We start from the raw sequence: 25,101 nt of genomic DNA on the forward strand, positions 1-25,101 counted from the left end.
ATATTTCGCAGGAGGGCCGGATAGAGAACGCTCGCGTCGAGAAAGGCGGCCGGCCTGCTCGCCACTATCATTCCAGCCCCAACGCTCGATCCTGCTCCGCCAGCTCCGCCAGCGCCTCGCGCCGGCTCGCCCGATTTTCCGCCTTATAGGCGAGAACCTCCTGCAAGGGCAGTCGGCGCTGATTGCCGACCATGCGCGCCGGAAGCGATCCTTTCTCGATGAGGCCGATCACGAACGGCCGCGAGACATTCAATAATTCCGCGGCCTGCTGTGTCGTGATTTCCGCCTCGAGAGGGATGAGCGAAACGGCCTTTCCGGCGGCGATCGTTCGCAGAAGGTCTTTCAGCATCGAGGTGACGAGCGGCGGAAGATCGAGCGTCCTCTCCTCTCCCTCCGCGCCGACGCGCAGGACGAGGGTGGCGCGGCCCGCTTCGTCTCGGCCGAGCGCGGCTTGCGCAGCCCGAGCCTGCGCCGAATCCTCTCGGGACGGGACAAGCGGATTGATCAGAGCGTGCGCCATGCGGGAATCTCCTGATCCAAGCATGGCGCCATTCTGCAATAGACGCAATACACGAAACACTCGAAAATGGATCTGACGGTCGCCGCGATGGACGTGTGGGCGCAGCGCCTGCGTGCCTGGTTCCGCAGCGCCCCCTATCGATCGAAAGGAAACCTCTATCGTGGCTCTAGATACACAAAGAGCGGGGACGGCCCTTGCCTCTCCCCACTCTTTGGTACCCGTCCTTTGACCGGAGCATTCGATTCGGCCTCACAGGCCGTCAGCGCGGACATGATGTGGAGCGTCTCGCGGATCGAAAAAGCTTCCGGCGTCCTCCCCGACTTGGACCTTAGCCAGCTACTCGTCGAACGCCTTTGGCGATCTTATGTTTTTTCCTGCCAGCTCGGCGTGGAGGACATTATGACAGGCCGACCGGTTTGTCATCTGAAAAGGCCGCAGAGTGAAAAGAAATTGTGCGGCGGGCGCCTTTCGCGATGGCAGTTTCCGCGCCGCCCGCGCGCCCTGCGACCGGGCGGCGCAGACGCCCGCCCGGTTGGATAGGTCAGAGCGGGATGTTGTCGTGCTTCTTCCACGGATTCTCCAGCTCCTTGTGGCGGAGCAGGGCGAGCGCCCGGGCGATGCGCTTGCGGGTCGCGCTCGGCATGATCACCTCGTCGATATAGCCGCGCTCGGCCGCGACGAAGGGCGACAGGAAGCGATCCTCATATTCCTTGGTGCGCTGGGCGATCTTGTCGGCGTCGCCGAGATCGGCGCGGAAGATGATCTCGACCGCGCCCTTGGCGCCCATCACCGCGATCTGCGCCGAGGGCCAGGCGTAATTGACGTCGCCGCGCAGATGCTTGGAGGCCATGACGTCATAGGCGCCGCCGAAGGCCTTGCGGGTGATCAGCGTCACTTTCGGCACGGTGGCCTCGGCATAGGCGAACAGCAGCTTCGCGCCATGCTTGATGAGGCCGCCATATTCCTGCGCGGTTCCGGGGAGGAAGCCCGGCACGTCGACGAAGGTGACGATCGGAATGTTGAAGCAGTCGCAGAAGCGCACGAAGCGCGCCGCCTTCTTGGAAGCGTCGATGTCGAGCACGCCGGCGAGCACCATCGGCTGATTGGCGACGAAGCCGACCGTGCGCCCCTCGATGCGGCCGAAGCCCACCACCATGTTCCGGGCGTGCGTCTCCTGAATCTCGAAGAAATCGCCCTCATCGGCGATCTTGGTGATCAGCTCTTTGATATCATACGGCTTGTTCGGATTGTCGGGCACGAGCGTGTCGAGCGAGGCGTCGAGCCGCTCGGTTTCGTCGAAGCTCGGCCATTCCGGCGGGTCCTCCTTGTTGGAGGAGGGCAGGAAGTCGATCAGCCGGCGCATCTGCAGCAGCGCCTCGACGTCATTGTCATAGGCCTTGTCGGCGATGGAGCTCTTGGTCGTATGCACCGAGGCGCCGCCGAGCTCCTCCGCCGTCACCGTCTCATTGGTGACGGTCTTCACCACATCCGGGCCGGTGACGAACATATAGCTCGTGTCGCGCACCATGAAGATGAAGTCGGTCATCGCCGGCGAATAGACGTCGCCGCCGGCGCAGGGGCCCATGATGACGGAAATCTGCGGAATGACGCCGGAGGCCAGCACATTGCGCTGGAACACCTCGCCATAGCCCCCGAGCGCCGCGACGCCCTCCTGAATGCGCGCGCCGCCGGCGTCGAACAGGCCGATGATCGGCGCCCGGTTCTTCAGCGCCATGTCCTGCAGCTTGGTGATCTTCTGCGCATGCGTCTCCGACAGCGAGCCGCCGAAGACGGTGAAATCCTTGGCGAAGACGAAGACGGCGCGGCCATTGACCGTGCCCCAGCCGGTGACGACGCCGTCGCCCGAGATCTTCTCGCCCTGGTCCATGCCGAAGTCCGTGCAGCGATGCGCGACGAACATGTCGAATTCTTCGAAGGAGCCGTGATCGAGCAGAAGGTCGATACGCTCGCGCGCCGTGAGCTTGCCGCGCGCATGCTGCGCGTCGATGCGCCGGGCGCCGCCGCCGAGACGCGCCGAATCGCGGCGCTGTTCGAGACCATCGATGATATGCTTCATGGAACGCTTCACCTTCGTTGGAGCGGCTGCGGGGCCGTTCGTTCTTGTTTTACAGGTTGGGCGTGCCGAGACGCCAGCGGGAGATCTCGGCGGCCGTGAGCAGATGCACGCGATCGGGAGATGTGCGCTCGGCGAGCGCGATGAGGTCGCGGCTGATCCCCATCGAGGCGCTGTAGCGGGACAGCGCCTTGCGCATCCCGCCGTCGGCGTAGCGGCGCTCGCGCAAGGCTTCGCCGCTCATCGGGTCGACGCCGTCGACATAATTGAACATGCGGTGGACGCCGACGCGGCTCTGGCGCGGAATGACCCGCTTCAGCCCGCCCATCAGCGCATAGACGCAGGCCGAATAGCAGCGGCCCGACACCAGCGGCCCGCCCTCGGCGCCGACGCGCGCGACCACCACCGCCATGCCGAGCTTGCGCAGCTCCTGGCCGAGCGACATGGAGGCGACGACTTTGCCGCCGGGGGAATCGATGAGCAAGATGCTCCGCAACGGCTCCCGGCTGGCGCGATTGCGCAGGAATCGCAAAAAGACGTCGGGCGTGTCCTCGACGATCTCGCCCTCGGCCGCGACCACCTGCGGACAGCGCCCGCCGCAATGGGAATCGGCCAGCGTCACCAGACGAAACGACATTTCGTCGGCGCGGACCGGCGCTGTTGCGGCGGCGGCCGCCGCCAGCGCGATGAGAACGACAGGGAGGATGTTCATTCGATGCCCGCTCGGCGCTCCGCTGTGTCGACTCCGAGGATCCCGCGTTGAATTGGTGGGCGGTGACGGACTCGAACCGCCGACCCTCTCGGTGTAAGCGAGACGCTCTACCAACTGAGCTAACCGCCCGTCGCGTCCTCCGCAGCCGGAGAACGTGGGACAGGTTTACGGACAGGAGCCCTTCGGCGCAAGATGGCGCCGGCCGTCATGAGCATCCGCCGGCGAGGGACGCGCCCCGACGGCGAGTGGAAGATCGGTCCGCTCGGCGACGAGCGGCGCGAGGCTCCAATCCTCACTTGGTCTTGTTGAGGGCCGCCTTCAGCGTTGCGCCGGGCTTGAAGCGGGCGCTCGTCGATTCGGGAATCTGGATCTCCTCGCCGGTCGCCGGATTGCGGCCGACGCCGGCGGCGCGCTTCTTGACGGAAAAGGTGCCGAAACCGACGAGCCGCACTTCCTCGCCCTTCTTCAGGGCCATGGTGATGCCTTCCAGAACGGCGTCGATGGCGGCGGTGGCGGCGGCTTTCGACGTGTCGGTCGCCTCGGCGACATGCTCGACCAGCTCCAATTTGTTGACCATGGTCTCAGATCCCTTCTCTTTCCGCCGGGGAGCCGGGCGTCGAAAGGGCGAGCGGCCACGAATCGTCAAACCCGGCGTTCGAGAGTGATGTGCCGGAATGTCAGCAAAAGCAAGGGTTAGAACGCCGCGACCCGCCGCAATCCCTGTGAAACAGGGGCGGCGGGCGCTGTTTTACGCGCAAAGCTCTGGAATTCCCGGATCGGCTGATCGACCCGCGCCGCATGTCTCACGGCGCGAGCCTCGAGCCTCGGCGATCAGTGCGCGCGAACGCCGGCCGCATCCTCCTCGACCACACGCGTGATCGGGGCGGGCTCCTCCCAGACGATCGGCGTCGGCTGACGCACGAGCGCATGCGCGAGCACCTCGTCCATGCGCGAGACCGGCACCACCTCGAGGCCGTTCTTCACAGAGTCCGGAATATCGGCCAGATCCTTGGCGTTCTCCTCCGGGATCAGCACCTTCTTGAGGCCGCCGCGCAGCGCCGCGAGCAGCTTCTCCTTCAGGCCGCCGATCGGCAGCACGCGGCCGCGCAGCGTGATCTCGCCGGTCATGGCGATGTCGCGACGCACCGGAATGCCGGTGAGGATCGACACGATCGTCGTCGCCATGGCGGTGCCGGCCGAGGGACCGTCCTTGGGCGTCGCGCCTTCCGGCACATGGACGTGGATGTCGCGGCGGTCGAACAGCGGCGGCTCGATGCCGAAATCGACGGCGCGGGAGCGCACATAAGAGGCGGCCGCGGAGATCGACTCCTTCATCACATCCTGCAGATTGCCGGTGACGGTCATCTTGCCCTTGCCCGGCATCATCACGCCTTCGATCGTCAGCAGCTCGCCGCCGACGCCGGTGACCGCGAGGCCGGTGACGACGCCCACCTGATCCTCGAGCTCCGCCTCGCCATAGCGGAACTTATGCACGCCGAGGTAATCGGTGATGTTGTCGTTGGTGACGCGAACCTTCTTGCCCTTCTCCTTGGAGAGGAGAATCTCCTTCACCGCCTTGCGGGCGAGATTGGAGATCTCGCGCTCGAGGCTGCGCACGCCCGCTTCACGTGTGTAGCGGCGGATCAGCGTCATCAGCGCTTCGTCGTCGATCGCCCATTCGTCGGCGGAGAGGCCGTGCTTCTTGACCGCATTGGGAATGAGATGCTTGCGCGCGATCTCGGCCTTCTCGTCCTCGGTGTAGCCGGCGATGCGGATGATCTCCATGCGGTCCATCAAGGGCGCAGGGATGTTCAACGTGTTCGACGTCGTCACGAACATGACATTCGACAGATCGTAGTCGACCTCGAGATAGTGATCGGCGAAAGTGGCGTTCTGCTCGGGATCGAGCACCTCGAGCAGAGCGGAGGACGGATCGCCGCGGAAGTCCATGCCCATCTTGTCGATCTCGTCGAGCAGGAAGAGCGGGTTGGACGTCTTGGCCTTGCGCATCGACTGGATGATCTTGCCGGGCATGGAGCCGATATAGGTGCGGCGGTGGCCGCGGATCTCGGCCTCGTCGCGCACGCCGCCGAGCGACATGCGCACGAACTCGCGGCCCGTGGCCTTGGCGATCGACTTGCCGAGCGATGTCTTGCCGACGCCGGGCGGGCCGACGAGGCACAGGATCGGACCGGTCAGCTTATTGGCACGGCTCTGCACGGCGAGATATTCGAGGATGCGCTCCTTGACCTTGTCGAGGCCGAAGTGATCGGTGTCGAGCACGTCCTGCGCCGCCTCGAGATCGCGCTTGATCTTCGATTTCTTGCCCCAGGGCAGCGCCAGCAGCCAGTCGAGATAATTGCGCACGACGGTCGCTTCCGCCGACATGGGCGACATCTGACGCAGCTTCTTGAACTCGGCGACCGCCTTGTCGCGCGCCTCTTTCGAGAGCTTGGTGTTCTTGATCCGCTCCTCGAGCTCGGCGAGATCGTCCTTGCCGTCCTCGTCGCCGAGCTCCTTCTGGATCGCCTTCATCTGCTCGTTGAGATAATACTCGCGCTGCGTCTTCTCCATCTGGCGCTTGACGCGCGTGCGGATGCGCTTCTCCACCTGCAGCACGGAGATTTCGCTCTCCATCAGCGAGAGGCATTTCTCCAGACGCTTGGCGACGGAGATGGTCTCCAGCACATCCTGCTTCTCGGCGATCTTCACCGAGAGATGCGAGGCGACCGTGTCGGCGAGCTTGGAGAAATCCTCGATCTGCGTGACCGCGCTGGCGATCTCGGGCGAGACCTTCTTGTTGAGCTTCACATAGGAATCGAACTCGGCGATGACCGAGCGGCCGAGCGCCTCGATCTCGACGGGCGCTTCCGTGTCGTCGCCCAGCGTCTCGGCGTCCGCCTCGTAATATTCATCGGTGCGCGTGTAGGTGCGCACCTTGGCGCGTGCGACGCCTTCCACCAGCACCTTCACAGTGCCGTCGGGCAGCTTCAGCAGCTGCAGCACCGAGGCGAGCGTGCCGATCTGATAGATGGAATCGGCGGCCGGATCGTCGTCGCCGGCGTTCTTCTGCGTCGCGAGCAGAATCAGCCGATCGGATTTCGTCACCTCCTCGAGCGCGTGAATCGATTTTTCACGCGCGACGAACAGCGGAACGATCATATGAGGAAAGACCACGATGTCGCGCAGCGGCAGAACCGGGTAACTCTCGACCGCGCCGGGCGCGATGGAATTCCGCTTTTCGTTCGTCATTTCGTGTATCCTGTTCCGTTTCGCACTCCGCACGGGCGGGTCGTGGCGGGGCTATGACGCATGGAAGGCAAGCAAGTTCCGGGCTAGTCGCCGACTGAAACAGCCGCCTTCGCCGCTCGCGCTTTGAAGGCTCTACGCAACAAATGGGCCTGGCGGCGCCGCACTTCAAGAACGCTGGAAAAACAACCGACTGCGACTTGGTCGCGGGCGGGAGCGGCGAAGAATGCGGCCGCTCCTGCCGAAATTCGCGTCACGCGCTGGCGCCGCTCTTCTCGTTGCGCTCGGCATAGATGTAGAGCGGCCGCGCCTTGCCCTCGACCACTTCCGGACCGATGACGACCTGCTCGACGCCTTCGAGGCCCGGCAGCTCGAACATCGTGTCGAGCAGAATGCCTTCCATGATCGAGCGCAGGCCGCGCGCGCCGGTGTGGCGCTCGATCGCCTTGCGCGCGACCGAGGAGAGCGCCTCGTCCTGGAAGGTCAGCTCGGTGCTCTCCATCTCGAACAGTCGCTGATATTGCTTCACCAGCGCATTCTTCGGCTCGGTGAGGATGCGCTTCAACGCCTCCTCGTCCAGATCCTCGAGCGTCGCGATCACCGGCAGACGGCCGACGAATTCCGGGATCAGGCCGAACTTCAGCAGATCCTCCGGCTGCACATGGCGGAAGATGTCGCCGGTGCGGCGCTCGTCCGGCGCCTGCACGGTGGCGCCGAAGCCGATCGAGGTGCCGCGGCCGCGCGAGGAGATGATCTTCTCGAGTCCGGCGAAGGCGCCGCCGCAGATGAACAGGATGTTGGTCGTGTCGACCTGCAGAAACTCCTGCTGCGGATGCTTGCGCCCGCCCTGCGGCGGCACGGAGGCGATGGTGCCTTCCATGATCTTCAGCAGCGCCTGCTGCACGCCCTCGCCCGACACGTCGCGGGTGATCGAGGGATTGTCGGACTTGCGCGAGATCTTGTCGATCTCGTCGACATAGACGATGCCGCGCTGCGCCCGCTCGACATTATAGTCGGAGGCCTGCAGCAGCTTCAGAATGATGTTCTCGACATCCTCGCCGACATAGCCCGCCTCGGTGAGCGTCGTCGCGTCGGCCATGGTGAAGGGCACATCGAGAATGCGCGCCAGCGTCTGCGCCAGCATGGTCTTGCCGACGCCGGTCGGGCCGATGAGCAGAATGTTGGATTTGGCGAGCTCGACGTCGCCGTGCTTGGTCGCGTGATTGAGCCGCTTATAGTGGTTGTGCACCGCGACCGACAGCACGCGTTTCGCCTGCGCCTGGCCGATCACATAATCGTCCAGCACCTTGCAGATCTCGCGCGGCGTCGGAATGCCGTCGCGCTGCTTGACGATGGACTTGTTCTCCTCGCGGATGATGTCCATGCACAGCTCGACGCATTCGTCGCAGATGAACACCGTCGGCCCAGCGATGAGCTTGCGCACCTCGTGCTGGCTCTTGCCGCAAAAGGAGCAGTAGAGCGTGTTCTTCGAATCGCTGCTGCCGACCTTGCTCATGTTCCAGTCTCCTGACGGATCGGCCCGCAGATGCGAATCGAACCAACCACACTCGATATCAGCGTCGGCCTAACAAAACGTGCAAGCAGCGCTCCGCCTGTCGTTCCGCCGGGACCCGCGACGCTTCGGCGTCGTGCTCGGACCTCAGTTTATAAGTCTCGACGCACTATGCAACCACGACGCCCGGTCATAAATCAAGCAAGAATCGAGCCTTGGGTAGGGGTGGAGGACGATTTCCGGTCAACGAACCCTTCCCCGAATCGAACCAATTATAAAATCAACAACTTCCGTTGGCGCTCGGCGGGCGCTCGGCGGCTCCGGGCCTCCCGCGGCGCTGTCACTTTTTCAAAATCTTGGCGACATGATTGTGTCGCAGACGAAAAGCGTCGGGCATTCCGGAGCCGAGCAGCGGACGCAGATAGAGCCTGAACGCGTCGGTCACATCGGTCCCGCTCTCGCTGATGAACTCGTCGGGCATGACCTTGGTTTTGCCGGCGACCGCCTCCAGAGGCGTGAGCTGGTAATCGACCGAGTAGAAGCCAGTGCGGTGAATCGTCACGGAGCCGTCGCGGTCGCCCCATAGCGCGAGCTGCACCGCCTTCTCGCCCACCTCGCGCGCCTCGCGCTGGTCCACGTCGGAGACGCAGCCGACGAAGCTGCGCTGCACATAGCCGAAAGTGTCGGCGCGCACGCGCTTGAAGCCGAGCTTGGTCTTGACGAGCTCGGTCAGCATGTCGGCGAGAGCGCCGCCGCCGAGATGCACATTGCCATGCGCGTCCTTCTCGATCTGCTCGGCGAGCTTGGCCGCGATCGGCGTGTGATTCGCGTCGGCGATTCCTTCGGACACGGCGACGACGCAGCGGCCGTAGCGGTCCATCGTCGCTTTCACATCGGCGAGGAACTTCTCGGTGTCGAACGCGCGCTCGGGCACATAGATGAGATGCGGCCCATCGTCGGGGAATTTCTTGCCGAGCGCGGAGGCGGCGGTGAGAAAGCCGGCGTGGCGGCCCATCACCACGGCGATATAGACGCCGGGCAGCGCCCAATTATCGAGATTGGCGCCGGCGAAGGCCTGCGCCACCCAGCGCGCCGCGGAGGGAAAGCCGGGCGTGTGGTCGTTGATCATCAGATCATTGTCGATGGTCTTCGGAATATGCATCACGCGCAGCGGATAGCGCGCCCTCTGCGCTTCTTCCGAGACGATGCGCACGGTGTCGGAGCTGTCATTGCCGCCGACATAGAAGAAGCAGCCGATTCCATGCGCGCGCAGCACCTCGAAGATCTCATGGCAATATTTGAGGTCCGGCTTGTCGCGCGTGGAGCCCAGCGCCGAGGAGGGCGTGCAGGCGACCATTTCGAGATTATGCGTCGTCTCCTGCGTCAGATCGACGAAGTCCTCATTGACGATGCCGCGCACGCCGTGGAGCGCCCCATAGACGCGATCGACGCAGCGGAACTTGCGCGACTCGAGAATCGCGCCGACCAGTGATTGATTGATGACGGCGGTCGGGCCGCCGCCCTGCGCGATGAGGACCTTGGAGAAGTCGATGTCGGACAAGGATCGGCTCCGAGTGAGTAGGGAATAGGGAGTAGGGAGTCGGCAGTAGCGGCGTGGAGCGGAGAGCCGAGAGGCTTGCTCACTACTGCCTACTGCCTACTCCCTACTCACACCAATGCGCCGTGGCAGTGCTTGAACTTCTTGCCCGAGCCGCAGGGGCAGGGCTCGTTGCGGCCGACCTTGCCCCAGCTCGCCGGATTTGCCGGATCGCGCTCCGGCGCCTCGGCGACCTCGGCCGCGCCCATCGCCTGCGGCGAGAAATCGGCGGCGGCGAGCCGCGCATTGAGATCGGCGAGCGCGCTCTGCTCCGCGCCGGCGGCGTTCGGGTCCGGATGGACATATTCCATCGGCGGCAGCTCGGTCGGCGCGGGCGACGCCTCGAAGGACACCTCGACGCGCATCAGCTGCGAGGTGACGGCCTCGTCCCAATGCGTCATCAGGCTGCGGAACAGCTCCAGCGCCTCGGACTTGTATTCGTTGAGCGGATCGCGCTGCGCCATGCCGCGCCAGCCGATCACCTGGCGCAGATGGTCGAGCACCACGAGATGATCGCGCCACAGCTGATCGAGCGCCTGCAGCACCACCTGCTTCTCGATCATGCGCGAGAGCTGCGCCGTGTTGCGCTCGACGCGCTCGGCGTAGGACTCGTTGGCCGCGTTGAGCAGGCGCTCCTTGATCTCCTCGTCGGCGATGCCCTCTTCCTTCGCCCAATCCTCGATCGGCAGATCGAGATTGAGCTTGGCGCGCGCTTCATCGGCGAGAGCCTCGACGTCCCAGGACTCGGCGTAGGCGTCACGGGGAATATGCTCCGCGACGAGCTGCGCGACGACATCCTCGCGCATCTCGTTCACCGTCTCCTCGACGCTCTCCTCCGCCATGATCTCGCGCCGGCGCTCGAAGATCACCTTGCGCTGGTCGTTCATGACGTTGTCGAATTTCAATATGTTCTTGCGGATGTCGAAATTGCGCGCCTCGACCTTGTGCTGCGCCTTCTCCAGCGCCTTGTTGATCCAGGGATGGACGATCGCCTCGCCCTCCTGCAGGCCGAGGCTGACCAGCATCTTGTCCATGCGCTCCGAGCCGAAGATGCGCATGAGATCGTCCTGCAGCGACAGGAAGAATTTCGAGCGGCCGGGGTCGCCCTGGCGGCCCGAGCGGCCGCGCAGCTGATTGTCGATGCGGCGGCTCTCGTGCCGCTCGGTGCCGATGATGAAGAGGCCGCCGGCGGCGATCGCCTTTTCCTTGAACTCGGCGACCTCGGCGCGGATCTCGGCTTCCTTCGCCTCGCGCGGAGCGCCGTCGAGCGCGGCGCATTCCTGCGCGACGCGCATCTCCACATTGCCGCCGAGCTGAATGTCGGTGCCGCGGCCGGCCATGTTGGTGGCGATTGTGATCGCGCCGGGCACGCCGGCCTCGGCGACGATATAGGCCTCCTGCTCGTGGAAGCGCGCGTTGAGAACGGCGAACAGACGCGACGGCGTGCCCGAATGCGCCGCCTCATAGAGCTTGGCGAGCGCCTTGGTCGGATCGGAGAAGTCGATCTGCTTATAGCCCTTGGAGGCCAGGAACTCGGCGAGCTGCTCGGATTTCTCGATCGACGTCGTGCCGACCAGAAGCGGCTGCATCTTGGCGCTCGCCTCCTCGATTTCGGCGGCGATGGCGTCGAGCTTCTCCTTGCCGGTGCGATAGACCTCGTCGTCCTCGTCGATGCGCTGCACGGAACGATTGGTCGGAATCTCGACGACGTCGAGCCGGTAGATCTCCGCGAACTCCTCCGATTCCGTCGAGGCCGTGCCGGTCATGCCGGCGAGCTTCTCATAGAGGCGGAAGTAGTTCTGGAAGGTGATCGAGGCGAGCGTCACATTCTCCGGCTGGACGGCGACATGCTCCTTGGCCTCGAGCGCCTGATGCAGCCCTTCCGAATAGCGGCGGCCCGGCATCATGCGGCCGGTGAACTCGTCGATGATCACCACCTCGCCCTTGCGAACGATATAATCCTTGTCGCGCTGGAACAGCTTGTGCGCGCGCAGCGCTTGATTGACGTGGTGAACGAGCGTGACGTTCTGCGCCTCGTAGAGCGCGCCCTCGACGAGCACGCCGGACTCGGCCAGCAGCTCCTCCATATGCTCGTTGCCGGCCTCGGTCAGATTGACCGTGCGCTGCTTCTCGTCGAGCTCGAAATCATCCTTGTCGAGCTTGGGAATGAGCTTGTCGATGGCGTTGTAGAGGTCGGACTTGTCGTCCGAATGGCCGGAGATGATGAGCGGCGTGCGCGCCTCGTCCACCAGAATGGAGTCGACCTCGTCGACGATGGCGAAGACATGCGCGCGCTGCACCATCTGCGCCAGCTCATATTTCATGTTGTCGCGCAGATAGTCGAAGCCGAACTCGTTGTTGGTGCCATAGGTGATGTCGCTGGCGTAGGCCGCGGCGCGGTCCTCGTCGGAAATATCATGGACGATGACGCCGACGCTCATGCCGAGGAAGCGATAGACGCGGCCCATCCATTCGGCGTCGCGGCGGGCGAGATAATCGTTGACGGTGACGACGTGAACGCCGCGCCCGGCGAGCGCGTTGAGATAGACGGCCAGCGTCGCGACCAGCGTCTTGCCTTCGCCGGTGCGCATCTCGGCGATCGCGCCCTCGTGCAGCACCATGCCGCCGATCAGCTGCACGTCGAAATGTCGTTGGCCGAGCACGCGCTTGGCCGCCTCGCGCACCGTGGCGAAGGCGGGAACGAGAAGATCGTCGAGCTTGCGGCCGTTCTCGAGCTGTTCTCGAAACTCTTGCGTGCGTGCGCGCAGCTCGTCGTCGGAAAGGGCGGCGAGCTCGCTCTCCAAGGCATTGATCGCCTTGACCTTCGGCTGATAGGTCTTGAGACGGCGATCGTTGGCCGAGCCGAAAATCTTCTTGGCGATGGCGCCGAGCATGCGGGAACCCTTCCAGATGAGCCTCCGGCGGAGGCCGGGGCTGGCCGCCTTTTCGCACAACTTCCTTTCGATTTGGAAATCTATTTTCGAAAGGCGGCGGGGCGCGACCGCGCGGCCGCGCCCCGAGGGGCCGGCGCTGCGATGACGCGCGACAGATAAGAGGCGCCCGAGCCCTTGTCAATCAATCGGTCGGCGGCGGTCCACGGCGAAGAGCTTCGAAGCGGGGACGAGCGATTCAGCTGCTTCGACTGGGCAGGAATAGCGAGGCTGAGGGCTCGCGGTCCAGTGGCGGCGCCTGCCGCGACCTCTCCGCTCTGGCGGGAAGAGGAGGCGGCAGGCGCCGTTGGAGCCCCAAAACTGCGAGCCTTCAGGCTCACTCTTTCTCGAAGCTCATCGATTTCGGTGAAGCAGACCAGCCGTCGCGGCCACCCACGTCGCGACGGCTGGGAAAGCCGGAACATGAGGGGAACGACGCCGCCGCGCCCCCTCTCTCCTAGAGAAGCGGGGAGGAGGAGAGAGGGGCGCGGCGTTCACTCTCCGGGCGCGGCCGGGGCGGCGATGCGGCGGCTGGTCTCGGAGAGGTCGCGGTAGCGCTCCTGCCATTCGGTGGGGCCGTTGGAGGGCGAGATCTGCACCGCCGTCACTTTGTATTCCGGGCAATTGGTGGCCCAGTCGGAATTATCGGTGGTCACCACATTGGTCTGGCAGAGCGGATGGTGGAAGGTCGTGTAGACGACGCCGGGCGCCACGCGATCGGTGATCCTGGCGTGCAAGGTGGTTTCGCCGGCGCGGCTCTGCACGCGCACCCAATCGCCGTCGCGCACGCCGCGCAGCTCGGCGTCATGCGGGTGAATCTCCAGCACATCCTCCGGATGCCATTGGCTGTTCTCGGTGCGCCGCGTCTGCGCGCCGACGTTATATTGCGAGAGAATGCGTCCCGTCGTCAGCAGCAGCGGGAAGCGCGGCCCGGTGCGCTCCTCGGTCGGAATATATTCGGTGATGACGAATTTTCCTTTGCCGCGCGCGAAGCTCTCGATGTGCATGATCGGCATGCCTTCCGGCGAAGCGTCGTTGCAGGGCCATTGCACCGAGCCGACCTCGTCGAGCTTGGCGTAGGAGACATTGCGGAAGGCCGGCGTCAGCCGCGCGATCTCGTCCATGATCTCGCTCGGATGCGCATAGGTCCAATTGCAGCCGAGCGCATTGGCGAAGAGCTGCGTCGCCTCCCAATCGGCGTAGCGCGCCTTGGGGCTCATCACCCGGCGCACGCGCTGGATGCGGCGCTCGGCGTTGATGAAAGAGCCGTCCTTCTCGAGAAAGCTCGCACCGGGCAGGAACACATGCGCGTAATTGGCCGTCTCGTTGAGGAAGAGATCCTGCACGACGAGACATTCGAGCGCGCCGAGTCCGGCCGAGACATGCTTGATGTCGGGGTCGGACTGCAGAATATCCTCGCCCTGCACATACATGCCCTTGAACGTTCCCTCGACCGCCGCGTCGAACATATTGGGGATGCGCAGGCCCGGCTCCGGATCGAGCGCGACGCCCCACGCCTCCTCGAAGCTCTGGCGCACCTTGTCGTCGGAGACGTGGCGATAGCCGGGGAACTCGTGCGGGAATGAGCCCATGTCGCAGGAGCCCTGCACATTGTTCTGCCCGCGCAGCGGATTCACGCCGACGCCGCGGCGGCCGAGATTGCCGGTCGCCATGGCGAGATTGGCGATGCCCATCACCGTGGTCGAGCCCTGGCTGTGCTCTGTGACGCCCAGCCCATAATAGATCGCCGCGCGCCCGCCGCTGGCGTAGAGCCGCGCCGCGCCGCGAATATCGGCGGCCGCGACGCCGGTGAGCGTCTCGATCGCCTCGGGACTATGGCGTGGCTCGGCGACGAAATCGGCCCAATCTTGAAACTCGTCCCAGTCGCAGCGCGCGCGCACGAACGCTTCGTTCACGAGCCCTTCGGTGACGATCACATGAGCGAGCGCGGTGACGACCGCGACATTGGTGCCGGGCCGCAGCGGCAGATGGAAATCGGCCTCGATATGCGGCGAGCGCACGAGCTCGGTGCGGCGCGGATCGATGACGATGAGCTTCGCGCCCTCGCGCAGCCGCTTCTTCATCCGTGAGCCGAACACCGGATGCGCATCGGTCGGATTGCAGCCTATGACGAGAACGACGTCGGAATCGTCGACGGAATCGAAATCCTGCGTGCCGGCCGATGTGCCGAACGCCTGGCTCAGCCCATAGCCGGTCGGCGAATGGCAGACGCGCGCGCAAGTGTCGACATTATTGTTGCCGAAGCCGCTGCGAATGAGCTTCTGGACGAGATAGGTCTCCTCGCTCGTGCAGCGCGAGGAGGTGATGCCGCCGACCGCATTGCGTCCATATTTCGCCTGGATGCGCTTGAACTCCGAAGCCGCATGGGCGATCGCCTCCTCCCAGGAGACTTCGCGCCAGGGATCGGTGATCTTCTCGCGGATCATGGGGCTCGTCACACGGTCGCGATGCAGCGCATAGCCATAGGCGAAGCGGCCCTTGACGCAGCTGTGGCCATGATTGGCCTTGCCGTCCTTCCACGGGACCATGCGGATGATCTCTTCACCGCGCATCTCGGCCTTGAAGGCGCAGCCGACGCCGCAATAGGCGCAGGTCGTGACCGCCGAATGCTCCGGCTGGCCGTTCTCGATCACCGACGTCTCGATCAAAGTGGCGGTCGGACAGGCCTGCACGCAGGCGCCGCAGGAGACGCATTCGGACTCGAAATAGGCTTCGTTCACGCCCGGAGAGACGCGGCTGTCGAAGCCGCGCCCGTCGATCGTCAGCGCGAAAGTGCCCTGCGTCTCGGCGCAAGCGCGCACGCAGCGATTGCAGACGATGCACTTCGATGGGTCATAAGTGAAATAAGGGTTGGACGTATCCTTCGGCTTCCACTCGGGATTGATGCGGCCGTGATTGCGCGCGAAGACGTGATTGGCGCCCTGATCGTAGCGCACCTCGCGCAGTGAGACGGCGCCGGCCATGGATTGCAGCTCGCAATCGCCATTGGCGGCGCAGGTGAGGCAGTCGAGCGGATGATCGGAGATGTAGAGCTCCATGATCCCGCGGCGGATCTTGTCGAGCCGCGGCGTCAGCGTCTTCACCGCCATGCCCTGCGCCACCGGCGTCGTGCAGGACGCCGGCGTTCCATAGCGGCCCTCGATCTCGATCACGCAGAGCCGGCAGGAGCCGAAGGCCTTCAGGCTGTCGGTGGCGCAGAGTTTCGGTATGTCGACGCCCGCGGCCGTCGCCGCCCGCATGATCGAGGTTCCCTCGGGCGCGGAGCATTCCTTCCCGTCGATGGTGAAGCTGACCATCTTCTCCGACGTGGAGGCGGGAGTGCCGAAATCGATTTCCTTGATCAGTGTCATGGCCGCGCCCCGGGAACTGCCTTCGCTACGTTATGAATATCGATTGCATAGCGATAATCAATAATCGAGTCCGGTATGGCCATCGCCTTTTTCTATCGTCGATAGGTGTTAGATCGTTTAACGATATTTATCATATAGATATCATGTAATAGGTCGTGCGGTTATATAGCGATGCGAGACTTCGGCCTCGCTCTTGCTTCCCCCCTTGCGCCGGCGCGACGTCGGCGCCAAACGCAGGGCCGCCGATGTCAGACGCCGCCGATGATCGCCTCTTTGCTCCCGCCGCGCAGCGCAATCGCGGGCCGATCCTCGACGTGCTGCGCGCGGAGCTGCCGGCGTCGGGCCTCGTGCTGGAGATCGCCAGCGGCACGGGCGAGCATGTGACGCATTTCGCGCAGAACCTGCCGGCGCTGACCTTCCAGCCCTCCGACCCGGACGCCCGGGCGCGAGCGAGCGTCGCCGCCTGGATCGCCGCGACCGGGCTCGGCAATGTCCTCGCGCCCCTCGAGCTCGACGTGCGCCAGCCCTGGCCCATCGATCGCATCGACGCGCTCGTCTGCATCAATATGATCCATATCTCGCCCTGGGAGGCGAGCGAGAGCCTGTTCGCGACCGCGGCGACGCTGCTTCCCGACGGCGCGCCGCTCGTCACCTACGGCCCCTATAAGCAGGGCGGCGCCCATACGGCGCCGAGCAATGTCGAGTTCGACGCCAGCCTGCGCGCGACCAATCCCGCCTGGGGCGTGCGCGACCTCGAGGCGGTGGCCGCCTGCGCGGCGAAGAACGGGTTCTCGGCGCCGCGCATCGTCGAGATGCCGGCGAATAATCTCGCCCTCGTGTTTCGTCTGAGGGCGTGAGCGGCTCGCGCCGCGGCGCGGCGGCGTGCTAGATGAGGAAATATGAACGCCCCCGCCGTCAAACGCATGGCCATTGCCGATTTTCTCGTCTGGTCCGAACGCCAGGAGCGGGGCCGCTACGAGCTCATCGATGGCGAGATCGTCGCCATGGCGCCGGAGCGCGCCGCGCATGTCGACGCCAAGGCGTCGATTTGGCAGGCTCTGGCACGGGCGATCAAAGACGCCGGCGCGCCCTGTAAATCCTATGTCGATGGCCTCGGCGTCGCGATCGACGCGCAGACGGTCTATGAGCCCGATGTGCTGGTGAACTGCGGAGACCCGATCGCGCCCGACGCCATGCTCTCGCCCGCGCCCGTCGTCATCGTCGAGGTTCTGTCGCCCTCCTCGCGCCACATCGACAAGAGCGTGAAGCTCGCCGGCTATTTCAAGCTCGAGAGCCTCGTTCACTATCTCGTCGTCGATCTCGATCGACGCACGGTCCTGCATTACCGCCGGCAAGGCGCCGATGAGCCGATCCTGTTGCGCATCGTCACCGAAGGCGCGATCCGGCTCGATCCGCCCGGCCTCGACCTCACCCTCACGGAGATATTCGCATGAACGCGCTCGTCGGTCGCGTCGCTCTCGTCACCGGCGCGTCGCGCGGCATCGGCCGCGCCGTCGCTTTGCAGCTCGCGCGGGAGGGCGCGCATGTCGTCGCTCTGGCGCGCGCGCAGGGACCGCTCGAATTTCTCTATGACGAGATCACCGGCTTCGGCGGCGAGGCGACGATCGTTCCGCTCGACGTCGCCGAGTTCGACAATCTCGATCGGCTCGGGGCCTGCATCCACGAGCGCTGGAAGAAGCTCGATATTCTGGTCGGCAATGCGGGCCTGCTCGGACCGCTCACGCCGCTTCCCCATGTCGAGCCCCAGCAATGGGCGCGCATCATGGACGTCAATGTCACCGCCAATTGGCGGCTGGTGCGGGCGATGGACATGCTGCTGCGCGCGTCGGACGCCGGGCGCTGCGTGTTCGTCACCTCGGGCGCCGCCTGGCGGATCAAGGCCTATTGGGGGCCCTATGCGGTCTCCAAGGCGGCGGTCAACGCGCTCGCCCGCACCTATGCGGCCGAGACCGTCAATACGTCCAATGTGAAGGTGATGCTCGCCAATCCCGGCCCGCTGCGCACCGACATGCGCGCCGCCGCCATGCCGGGCGAAGATCCGCAGACGCTGCGCACGCCGGAGGAATTCGCGCCGAGGCTCGCGGCGCTGTGCCGGCCCGACTGGGCCGAGACCGGCAAGCTCTATGACTTTCCCACCGATCGGCTGATCGAATTCGAAGACTGAGCGTCATCGCTGCGCTCCTCGCAATGGCATGCGGCGAGGAATCGGCCGTCATTGCGAGCGGAGCGAAGCAATCTAGAGCCGCGGGGCGGCCCCTGGATTGCTTCGCCGCTGCGCTCCTCGCAAGGCGTCGAGGCGATGGGCGAATACGCCCTTCGCCCATCCACCTCACGGCTTGGTGATGAGCCGGCGATGGTGCTTGCGGTGATGGCGGGGCTGCGGCGCCGGCGCATAGGTCAGTGTCAGATGAGCGATGCCCGCCGAAATATTGAGGCCCGTGCCGCCCTGGACCGCGATCGGCTGCAGCGACACCGAGTCGTTCGAGCCGCCGACCAGCACCGTGGCGCCGAAGCCGCCGCCGACCGCGAAAGCGCCATGCGCGCCGACGAATTCCCCGGCGAGCGCGCCCTGGCCGACCTTGCCGCTCTCGACCACCACGCCCCAGGCGAGATCGCCCGGTCCGGTCACGCCGATCACCGCGCCGACATTGGTCAGCTCGCCGACATAATGCTCGGCTGGAGCGTCGTTCTCGTCCTCGTAATAGCAATCGAGCTTCAGGCTCTCGACGGCGAGGCCGCCCTCCGCGCCCGCGAACGAGCATTCGAGAGAGCCGGCATAGGCTTCGGCCGAGGCCGAGGCCGGCGCGAGCGCCGCCAGAAGGGCCGCGAGGCCCGCCGGCGCGGCGAGCCGCGCCAAAGATTTGATCGATTTACTCATGAGACTCTTCCCCCGTCGCTCGAAGGCCCATCCCACGCTGGGACGGGCGGCGGCCCAACGCCGCGCTTCGGCCAATAATACGCCTTGTCCTCGGCTGTCAGATAGCAATCTATGACGCCGGTTGGAAGTGCGTCCGTTCACGCAGCCCGCCGGCCCTTGCGGGCGCGAGGCGGCGATCCGATTTCAAGCGCGGGGCGGACGCGCGACAAGAGGAGGCGGCAAGGGTGACGCAGGGGCTTCCGCAGGCGGCGTTTCGCCAGCTGAGCGAGGCGGATCGCGCGGCGCTCCAGTCCGCGGTGGATATTCTGGAGCGAATGAGCTTCGTCGAGCGTATGGCGACGGCGACGGGGCGTCGGATCGGCTTTCCCGGCCGCATGCTTCCGCCCGAGGCGCAGGCTTTCGTCGCCGCCGCGGCGCGGCGCGGCCTCGAGGCGGCGCTGCGCATCGCCGTTTCCAGCCTCGCGGCGACGCCGCCGCGCGACGGCGGGCGTCTGCACCAGCGGCTCGCGGCGGCGAGCGGCGCGATGGGCGGCGCCATCGGCGTCGCCAGCCTTCCGGTGGAGTTGCCGCTCTCGACGACGATCATGCTGCGCTCCATCGCCGACATCGCCCGGCGCGAGGGCGAGGACCTCTCCGATCCGGAAGCGCTCATCGCCTGCCTGCAGGTGTTTGCGCTCGGCGGACATGCGGAGGAGGGCAATCTGCTCGAGGGCGGCTATCTCGCTCTGCGCGGGCTGCTGGCCAAATCGGTGACCGACGCGAGCCGCTTCATGGGCGGCCGCGCCGCCGCCGACGCCGGAGCGCCGGCGCTGGCGCGCTTCCTCGCGCTCGTCTCCGCGCGTTTCGGCGTCGTGGTGTCGCAGAAGGCGGCTGCGCAGGCCGTCCCGCTCATCGGCGCGCTCAGCGGCGCGGCGATCAATGTCGCCTTCATCCGCCATTTCCAGCGGCTGGCGCAGGGACATTTCACCGTGCGCCGGCTCGAGCGCGCCTATGGCCGCGAGATCGTCTATGGCGAATACGCCCGCATGGCCGGACGCGCCAGCGCCGCCGCCGGCTGACCGCGACCGTCGCTGGCCACCGCGTCGGCGCCCGGATGCAGCGCGCGCCAGAGATTGTCGACCTGGCTCAGCGCGCCGATCTGCGCTTCATTCTCCTCGAGCAGCACCGCATCGGCGGTCTCGAGGCTCGCGCGCAATTGCGAGAGATCGGCGTCGCGTCTTTCGCCATTGCCGGTCTCGCCCGGCTGCGTGTGATAGCGGACGAGGCCCATATGATCGGTCTCGGAGCGCAACGAGAACCAATAATCGACCTCCGGCGGACAGGGCGCGTGAGCGAGCGCGACGATGATCTCGCGCAAGAAGCTGCCGCCGAGCGCGGTGAGGCGCGGCGCGCGCACGCAGGGCGTCGCTGTTTTCGCCGCGAGCTTCGCCACGGGATAATGCGTGTCGGGCCAGAGCAGATTGAGCAGCTCGAGCAAATCCTGGTCGGTCCCCTTCGCCTCCTGCGACAGGCTCCAATCGAAATCATAGCGGCCGAGCGGAAACGCGCCTTCGCGCGTGGCCATCTGCCGCGTCGCCTCGCGTGTCGCGAGCGCAGCGGCGAGCAGATTCCAATGCGTGCCGCCGCGTGGAAAAAAGCCGAGCGGATAGGCCGCGCGCCGCGCCGCCAGCAGAGCCGGGGCGTCGACATGCGGCAGAGCGCGCGCGGCGAGCGCGGAGCGAAACGGCGCGAGTTTGTCGGTGGTTCGCGCCGCGAGGGCCGGGCAATGCGTGCGCTCGGGAAAAGCGTGCGGCGCATAGGACGCCTTGGAGGGCGAGATCATATAAGCGAAGCCCTTGCCCATCGCGTGCAGCGCCGCGCGATCGGCGGCGACGCGATCGGCCCAGCGATCGACGACGCTTCGGTCGGGCGCTTCGCCGCGGCTGCAGAACTCATCGATATAGAAGCGCTCGAACAATTGTCCGTCGCGGCCGATCACGATGTTCTGCGCGCCGGAGACGCCGAACAGCGAGAATAGAAGCTGGTTCTTCGCCCGCACGGAAAAGGGAAACACCCATAGCGAACGACCGAGCGCGGTCGAGGCGGATTTCTGAAGCGCGCCGGACAGGAAGGAGCGCGTCGAGATATCGAGCGGCGCCGGCTCGGCGACGCCGGCGAGCGGCTTGGCGCTTCGCAATCGCCATTTGGGATGATCGCGCTCGACCGCGGCGTTCCAGAAGACGCTGAGGAAGTAAAACAGGATCGCGCCGGCGGCGGCGAAGATCGGCAGGCGGGCGAGGCTTTGGCGCATGGGTCAGAAGCGGAAATAGAGGAAGGGCTTGAACGGATCGGCGAGGCCCTTGCCGACAGCGCAGGCAAAGAGCAGAGCGAGCGCGCCATTGGCTGCGAAGGCGAGGCGCTGCGCGAGCGGCGCGAGCGCGGCGCGGTCGCCGAGCGACAGCGTGAGCCGCTGCGCGACGCAGATCGCCGCGGCGATCAGCAGGACGACGAGGTCATAGGCCGGAAACAGGATCGGCTCGGCGGCGGGCCAGGGCCGCGCCATGGCGAGCAGCAGCCGCCCCGCCTGCTCGAGCGAGGTCGCGCGGAACAAGGTCCAGCCAATCATGATGACGAGAAAAGTGAGCAGATTGGCGAGCCAGACAGGCCGGCGCTTCAGCCAGTCGAGCAGGAAGGCGCGCTCCAGAGCGAGGAAGAAGCCGTTATAGGCGCCCCAGGCGACATAGGTCCAGGCGGCGCCGTGCCAGAGGCCGGAGGCGAGGAAGCAGATCCAGAGATTGATCTGCGTGCGCCGCTCGCCGAGCCGATTGCCGCCGAGCGGAACATAGAGATAATCCTTGATCCAGCCGGTGAGCGACATATGCCAGCGGCGCCAGAATTCGGTGAGGCTCGCCGCGACATAGGGCCTGTCGAAATTCTCCGGCAGCCGAAATCCGAACATGCGGGCGAGGCCGATCGCCATGTTGGAGTAGCCGGTGAAATCGAAATAGATTTGGAAGGTGAAGAACAGCACGCCGGCGAAGGCGTCGGCGCAGCCGATGCGCGAGGCGTCGGCGAGGAAGACGAGATCGGCGCCGTCGGCCAGAGTGTCGGCGAGGAGCAGCTTCTGCGCGACGCCGAGCATGAAGCGCGCGAACCCCTGGACGAAATCGTCCATGTCGGCGTGGCGGAAGCGGTCGAGCTGCGCGGCGATCTCGTGATATTTGACGATCGGCCCGGCGAGCAGCTTGGGAAAGAAGAACACATAGAAGGCGTAGAGCGAGAAGCTCCGCGCCGGCGCCGTGACGCCGCGGCGCACATCGACGAGATAAGTGATCTTCTCGAACACGATGAAGGAGACGCCGATCGGCAGAGCGATCGCCGGCAGAGCGAGCCCCGGCGCGCCGAAGGCGCGCGCCACCGCATCGACATTGGCGACGAGAAATCCCGCATATTTGAAAGTGACGAGCACGCCGAGATTGCAGGCGACGCCGAGCGCGAGCCACAGCCCGCCGGCGCGCGCGTTCGCGGCGATGCGCCGGGCGATGAAAAAATCCGCGAGGACCGTCGCGAGCACGAGGAAGACGAAGAGCGGCTCGCTCCAGGCGTAGAAGAGAAGGCTGGCGACGAGCAGCAGGGCGAGCCGCGCGCCGCGTCGGGCGCCGAGCAGCAGATAGAGGCAATAGACGAAGGGCGCATAGAGAAACAGGAACAGCGGTTCGTAAAAGAGCATCCGCGGCTCGCTTTTTTAAATAAAGTCGAAGTGAAACCGCCGGCCGACGTGCGGCGTCGGCCGGATGGATATTGCTGGTCTGTTTCTATGGCCGAGCGGAGAGGGGAGGAAGCTGTGGAAGGCCCTTAGGGGCGTGCGTGGCGGCCTTCAGGCTCGCGTCTCGTCACAGCCGAGCGTGTCCAGCGTTCCGCGCATATGCGGCGGGACGGGCGCCGTGACGGCGACGCTCTCATGGCCGTCGCGTATCGGCACGACGATGGCGCGCGCATGCAGATGCAGCGGCGGCGCGCCCTCGCGCTTGCCATGTCCATAGACCGGGTCGCCGAGGATCGGCCAGCCCATCGCTTGCATGTGGACGCGCAGCTGATGCGTGCGGCCGGTGCGCGGCTTCAGTTCCAGAAAGGCGATGTCGCGCCCCTCCGTATCCTGGCCGCGGGCGAGGGCGCGCCAATGGGTCTGAGCCGGCAGGCCGAGGGGGTCCGGCCGCATCCACCAGCCGCGCGTCGAATCGAGGCGGCCGAGCGCCATGTCGATCTCGCCCGCGTCGTCCGCCGGCGCGCCTTCGACCACCGCCCAATAGGTCTTTTCTATACGCCCGTCGCGGAACAGCTTCCCGAGCCGCTCCAGCGCCTTGCGATGGCGGCCGAGCACGAGGCAGCCGGAGGTGTCGCGGTCGAGCCTGTGGGCGAGCGCCGGCGGCCGCGGCAGGCCGAAGCGCAGCGCGTCGAAATGATCCTCGAGATTGTCGCCGCCCCTGGGGCCGCGATGCACGGGCAGGCCGGCCGGCTTGTCGACGACGAGCATCAGCCCGTCCCGATAGAGGAGGCGCGAGAGCATGTCTTCAGGCGTCATGGCGTGGCGATCATACGCTAGAGCGCTTTCCGATCGAACGGAATCGTTCGATCGATCCGAATTCGCTCAAAAGAAAGAATGGCTCGAGCGCTATCCGATCGGATTGGATAGCGCTTCGAGTGCGAAGCGATTTCGCCCTTTTCGTCATTTTGCGGCCCTTGCCGCCGGGGCGGGCGCGCTAGCTAGAGTCGAAGGGCGGGCCGCCTCGCGGAAACCGCCGAAAAACAAACGAGGAGAGCAACCATGGCGGACCAGGACCAGGTCGACCGCATGATGTCGGCGAATGCCTATATATTCGGCGGCGTAGGCGCCGTGCTCGGCGCTCTCACCGGAGCCGCGGTGGTCGGATTTCCTGCGGCGATCGGCGCCGTCGTCATCGGCGCGCTGCTCGGCGGGATTCTCGGCTCGTTCATGCCGGGCAAATGAGCGCTGCGGACGCGGAGCGAGGCCGGCGCACGGCCCCGCTCCCCGAAAGGATCAGCCGCCGAGACCGACCATGCCGAGCAGGCCGACGCGCTCCAGCAGCCAATAAGCGCCGAACAGCGCGATGATCGTCGAGGCCGCGTAGACGAGCCGCTTGTCGCGCTTGCCGCCGGTCTGCCTGTCGATCAGCAGCAGCGTCGGCACGAGAATGAGCACGACCCCCACCTGACCGACCTCCACGCCGATGTTGAAAGAGGCGAGCGCGGGCACGATCGCATGCTGCGGCACGCCCAGCTCCTTCAGGCTGCTGGCGAAGCCGAAGCCGTGAATGAAGCCGAACAGGAAAGTGTCGCGCCAGCGGCCGTCGACGCGCCGCGAGAAGAAATTCTCCACCGCGACATAGATGATCGACGCCGCGATCGCCGCCTCCACCCATTGCGAGGGCAGAGTGACGATGTCGAGCGTCGCCAGCGACAGCGTCACCGAATGCGAGACGGTGAAGGCGGTCACGATCTTCACCACCGGCCAGACGCGCGTCGCCCACAGCAGAATGGCTATCAGGAAGCACAGATGATCGTAGCCGGTGAGAATGTGCTCGACGCCGGCCATCAGGAACTTGCCCATCAGCTGCCACGTCGTCTCCAGCGGCTTGGAGAGATCGAGCGGCGGATCGGAGGGGTAGAGCATCGTCTGCCCGGCGTTCTCGCCCTCGAGCGTGACGAGATGCTTGCCCTTCGCGCCCTGCGCCGCCAGCAGCTTGGTCGCGTCGTAGGACAGAGTTGCGGGCGCGGCGGCGCAATCGAAGGCGAGAGTGACGAGCGCGCTGTCGGCGTTGGCCGGGTCCTCGCCGGCGTAATCGACGCGGCTCGTGCAATCATGACCTTCGGCGTCGCGCATCGAGACGCGGCGCTGGATCAGCCGGCCGATCTCGGTCTCCAGCACGCCGGGCTGCGACAGCTCGGCGCCGGAACGCTCCGACATGGTCTGCGAGAAGATCCGCTCGAGGTCGGTCGCCAGAAAGCCGATGTCGACCCGGAAGGCGCGGTCCTTTTCCGGCGTGATCTTGCCCGTCGAAATATCCGCCGTATGGGCGAGGGCCGGAAAAACCGACATCAAGATCAAGGCGACGACGATCGGCAGCCGTTTCATCGGCGTTCCTTTTGCGTGTGCTGCGGCAAGCCTCGGGTCGAGGCGGAGCGCACAATAGACCGACGGCGCGAAGCGGGACAAGCTCGCGCCCCGGGCAGGCGCG

At 65.6% G+C, this 25,101-nt stretch carries 19 protein-coding genes and 1 tRNA gene; 5 read left to right on the forward strand and 15 right to left on the reverse strand.

Annotated features, from left to right (window positions below; all coding sequences use genetic code 11):
- Positions 1-67 precede the first annotated feature (67 nt).
- From CQW49_RS16115 to fdhF, 10 genes are all read right to left on the reverse strand, one after another.
- Positions 68-520, reverse strand: coding sequence for an excisionase family DNA-binding protein (locus CQW49_RS16115; RefSeq protein ID WP_003611700.1), 453 nt, complete (start codon positions 518-520; stop codon positions 68-70).
- Between the two features lie 541 nt (positions 521-1,061).
- The gene (locus tag CQW49_RS16120) at positions 1,062-2,597 is read right to left on the reverse strand and encodes an acyl-CoA carboxylase subunit beta (RefSeq protein ID WP_003611698.1); all 1,536 of its coding nucleotides are present in this window, start codon (positions 2,595-2,597) and stop codon (positions 1,062-1,064) included.
- A gap of 49 nt (positions 2,598-2,646) precedes the next feature.
- Positions 2,647-3,306, reverse strand: a complete 660-nt coding sequence (locus CQW49_RS16125; RefSeq protein ID WP_003611696.1) for a COG3904 family protein — start codon at positions 3,304-3,306, stop codon at positions 2,647-2,649.
- A 53-nt stretch (positions 3,307-3,359) separates the two neighbouring features.
- Positions 3,360-3,435 (reverse strand) — tRNA-Val (locus tag CQW49_RS16130).
- 163 nt (positions 3,436-3,598) lie between these two features.
- Positions 3,599-3,883 carry an HU family DNA-binding protein gene (locus CQW49_RS16135; RefSeq protein ID WP_003611694.1) on the reverse strand — a complete coding sequence of 95 codons (285 nt, stop codon included), beginning with the start codon at positions 3,881-3,883 and terminating at the stop codon, positions 3,599-3,601.
- A 254-nt stretch (positions 3,884-4,137) separates the two neighbouring features.
- Positions 4,138-6,558, reverse strand: coding sequence for an endopeptidase La (lon, locus tag CQW49_RS16140; protein WP_003611692.1), 2,421 nt, complete (start codon positions 6,556-6,558; stop codon positions 4,138-4,140).
- A 250-nt stretch (positions 6,559-6,808) separates the two neighbouring features.
- Entirely contained in the window at positions 6,809-8,071 is a 1,263-nt protein-coding gene (gene clpX, locus CQW49_RS16145; protein WP_003611689.1) for an ATP-dependent Clp protease ATP-binding subunit ClpX, read from the reverse strand.
- Positions 8,072-8,408: 337 nt separating this feature from the next.
- On the reverse strand, positions 8,409-9,629 hold the full coding sequence (locus CQW49_RS16150) for a 6-phosphofructokinase (protein ID WP_003611687.1): 1,221 nt from the start codon (positions 9,627-9,629) through the stop codon (positions 8,409-8,411).
- A gap of 107 nt (positions 9,630-9,736) precedes the next feature.
- Positions 9,737-12,559, reverse strand: coding sequence for a preprotein translocase subunit SecA (gene secA, locus CQW49_RS16155; protein WP_003611686.1), 2,823 nt, complete (start codon positions 12,557-12,559; stop codon positions 9,737-9,739).
- 530 nt (positions 12,560-13,089) lie between these two features.
- The gene (fdhF, locus tag CQW49_RS16160; protein ID WP_003611684.1) at positions 13,090-15,966 is read right to left on the reverse strand and encodes a formate dehydrogenase subunit alpha; all 2,877 of its coding nucleotides are present in this window, start codon (positions 15,964-15,966) and stop codon (positions 13,090-13,092) included.
- A gap of 245 nt (positions 15,967-16,211) precedes the next feature.
- Between fdhF and CQW49_RS16165 the strand changes: the two genes are divergently transcribed.
- From CQW49_RS16165 to CQW49_RS16175, 3 genes are read left to right on the forward strand one after another with little or no spacing between them, the layout of a single operon-like run.
- Positions 16,212-16,823, forward strand: a complete 612-nt coding sequence (locus tag CQW49_RS16165) for a DUF938 domain-containing protein (RefSeq protein ID WP_003611682.1) — start codon at positions 16,212-16,214, stop codon at positions 16,821-16,823.
- Positions 16,824-16,865: 42 nt separating this feature from the next.
- Positions 16,866-17,420, forward strand: coding sequence for a Uma2 family endonuclease (locus tag CQW49_RS16170; RefSeq protein WP_003611680.1), 555 nt, complete (start codon positions 16,866-16,868; stop codon positions 17,418-17,420).
- The gene (locus CQW49_RS16175; RefSeq protein WP_003611678.1) at positions 17,417-18,151 is read left to right on the forward strand and encodes an SDR family NAD(P)-dependent oxidoreductase; all 735 of its coding nucleotides are present in this window, start codon (positions 17,417-17,419) and stop codon (positions 18,149-18,151) included. Before CQW49_RS16170 ends, CQW49_RS16175 begins: the two co-directional genes overlap by 4 nt.
- Before the next feature lie 165 nt (positions 18,152-18,316).
- On the opposite strand, the gene CQW49_RS16180 is transcribed toward CQW49_RS16175, so the two are convergent.
- Entirely contained in the window at positions 18,317-18,865 is a 549-nt protein-coding gene (locus tag CQW49_RS16180) for a DUF992 domain-containing protein (RefSeq protein WP_003611676.1), read from the reverse strand.
- Between the two features lie 224 nt (positions 18,866-19,089).
- On the opposite strand from CQW49_RS16180, the gene CQW49_RS16185 reads away from it, so the two are divergent.
- Entirely contained in the window at positions 19,090-19,923 is an 834-nt protein-coding gene (locus tag CQW49_RS16185; RefSeq protein ID WP_003611674.1) for an EcsC family protein, read from the forward strand.
- Here CQW49_RS16185 and CQW49_RS16190 read toward each other — a convergent pair.
- The 3 genes from CQW49_RS16190 to CQW49_RS16200 all read right to left on the reverse strand — a co-directional run bounded on the left by CQW49_RS16190 (position 19,872) and on the right by CQW49_RS16200 (position 23,426).
- A complete protein-coding gene (locus CQW49_RS16190) occupies positions 19,872-21,155 on the reverse strand; it encodes an alginate O-acetyltransferase AlgX-related protein (RefSeq protein WP_099831808.1) in 1,284 nt (427 codons plus the stop codon). The two genes, CQW49_RS16185 and CQW49_RS16190, sit on opposite strands and share 52 nt — an antisense overlap.
- A 3-nt stretch (positions 21,156-21,158) precedes the next feature.
- Positions 21,159-22,574, reverse strand: a complete 1,416-nt coding sequence (locus CQW49_RS16195) for an MBOAT family O-acyltransferase (RefSeq protein ID WP_003611672.1) — start codon at positions 22,572-22,574, stop codon at positions 21,159-21,161.
- A gap of 147 nt (positions 22,575-22,721) precedes the next feature.
- Positions 22,722-23,426: an RluA family pseudouridine synthase gene (locus CQW49_RS16200; protein WP_024749594.1), complete on the reverse strand. Its 705-nt coding sequence runs from the start codon at positions 23,424-23,426 to the stop codon at positions 22,722-22,724.
- 243 nt (positions 23,427-23,669) lie between these two features.
- On the opposite strand from CQW49_RS16200, the gene CQW49_RS16205 reads away from it, so the two are divergent.
- Positions 23,670-23,852, forward strand: coding sequence for a hypothetical protein (locus CQW49_RS16205; protein ID WP_003611668.1), 183 nt, complete (start codon positions 23,670-23,672; stop codon positions 23,850-23,852).
- A 51-nt stretch (positions 23,853-23,903) separates the two neighbouring features.
- Here the strand turns inward: CQW49_RS16205 and CQW49_RS16210 are convergent, their stop codons facing one another.
- The gene (locus CQW49_RS16210) at positions 23,904-24,998 is read right to left on the reverse strand and encodes a HupE/UreJ family protein (RefSeq protein WP_003611666.1); all 1,095 of its coding nucleotides are present in this window, start codon (positions 24,996-24,998) and stop codon (positions 23,904-23,906) included.
- Positions 24,999-25,101 lie beyond the last annotated feature (103 nt).

This window comes from Methylosinus trichosporium OB3b (genome assembly GCF_002752655.1).
Lineage (GTDB): Bacteria > Pseudomonadota > Alphaproteobacteria > Rhizobiales > Beijerinckiaceae > Methylosinus > Methylosinus trichosporium.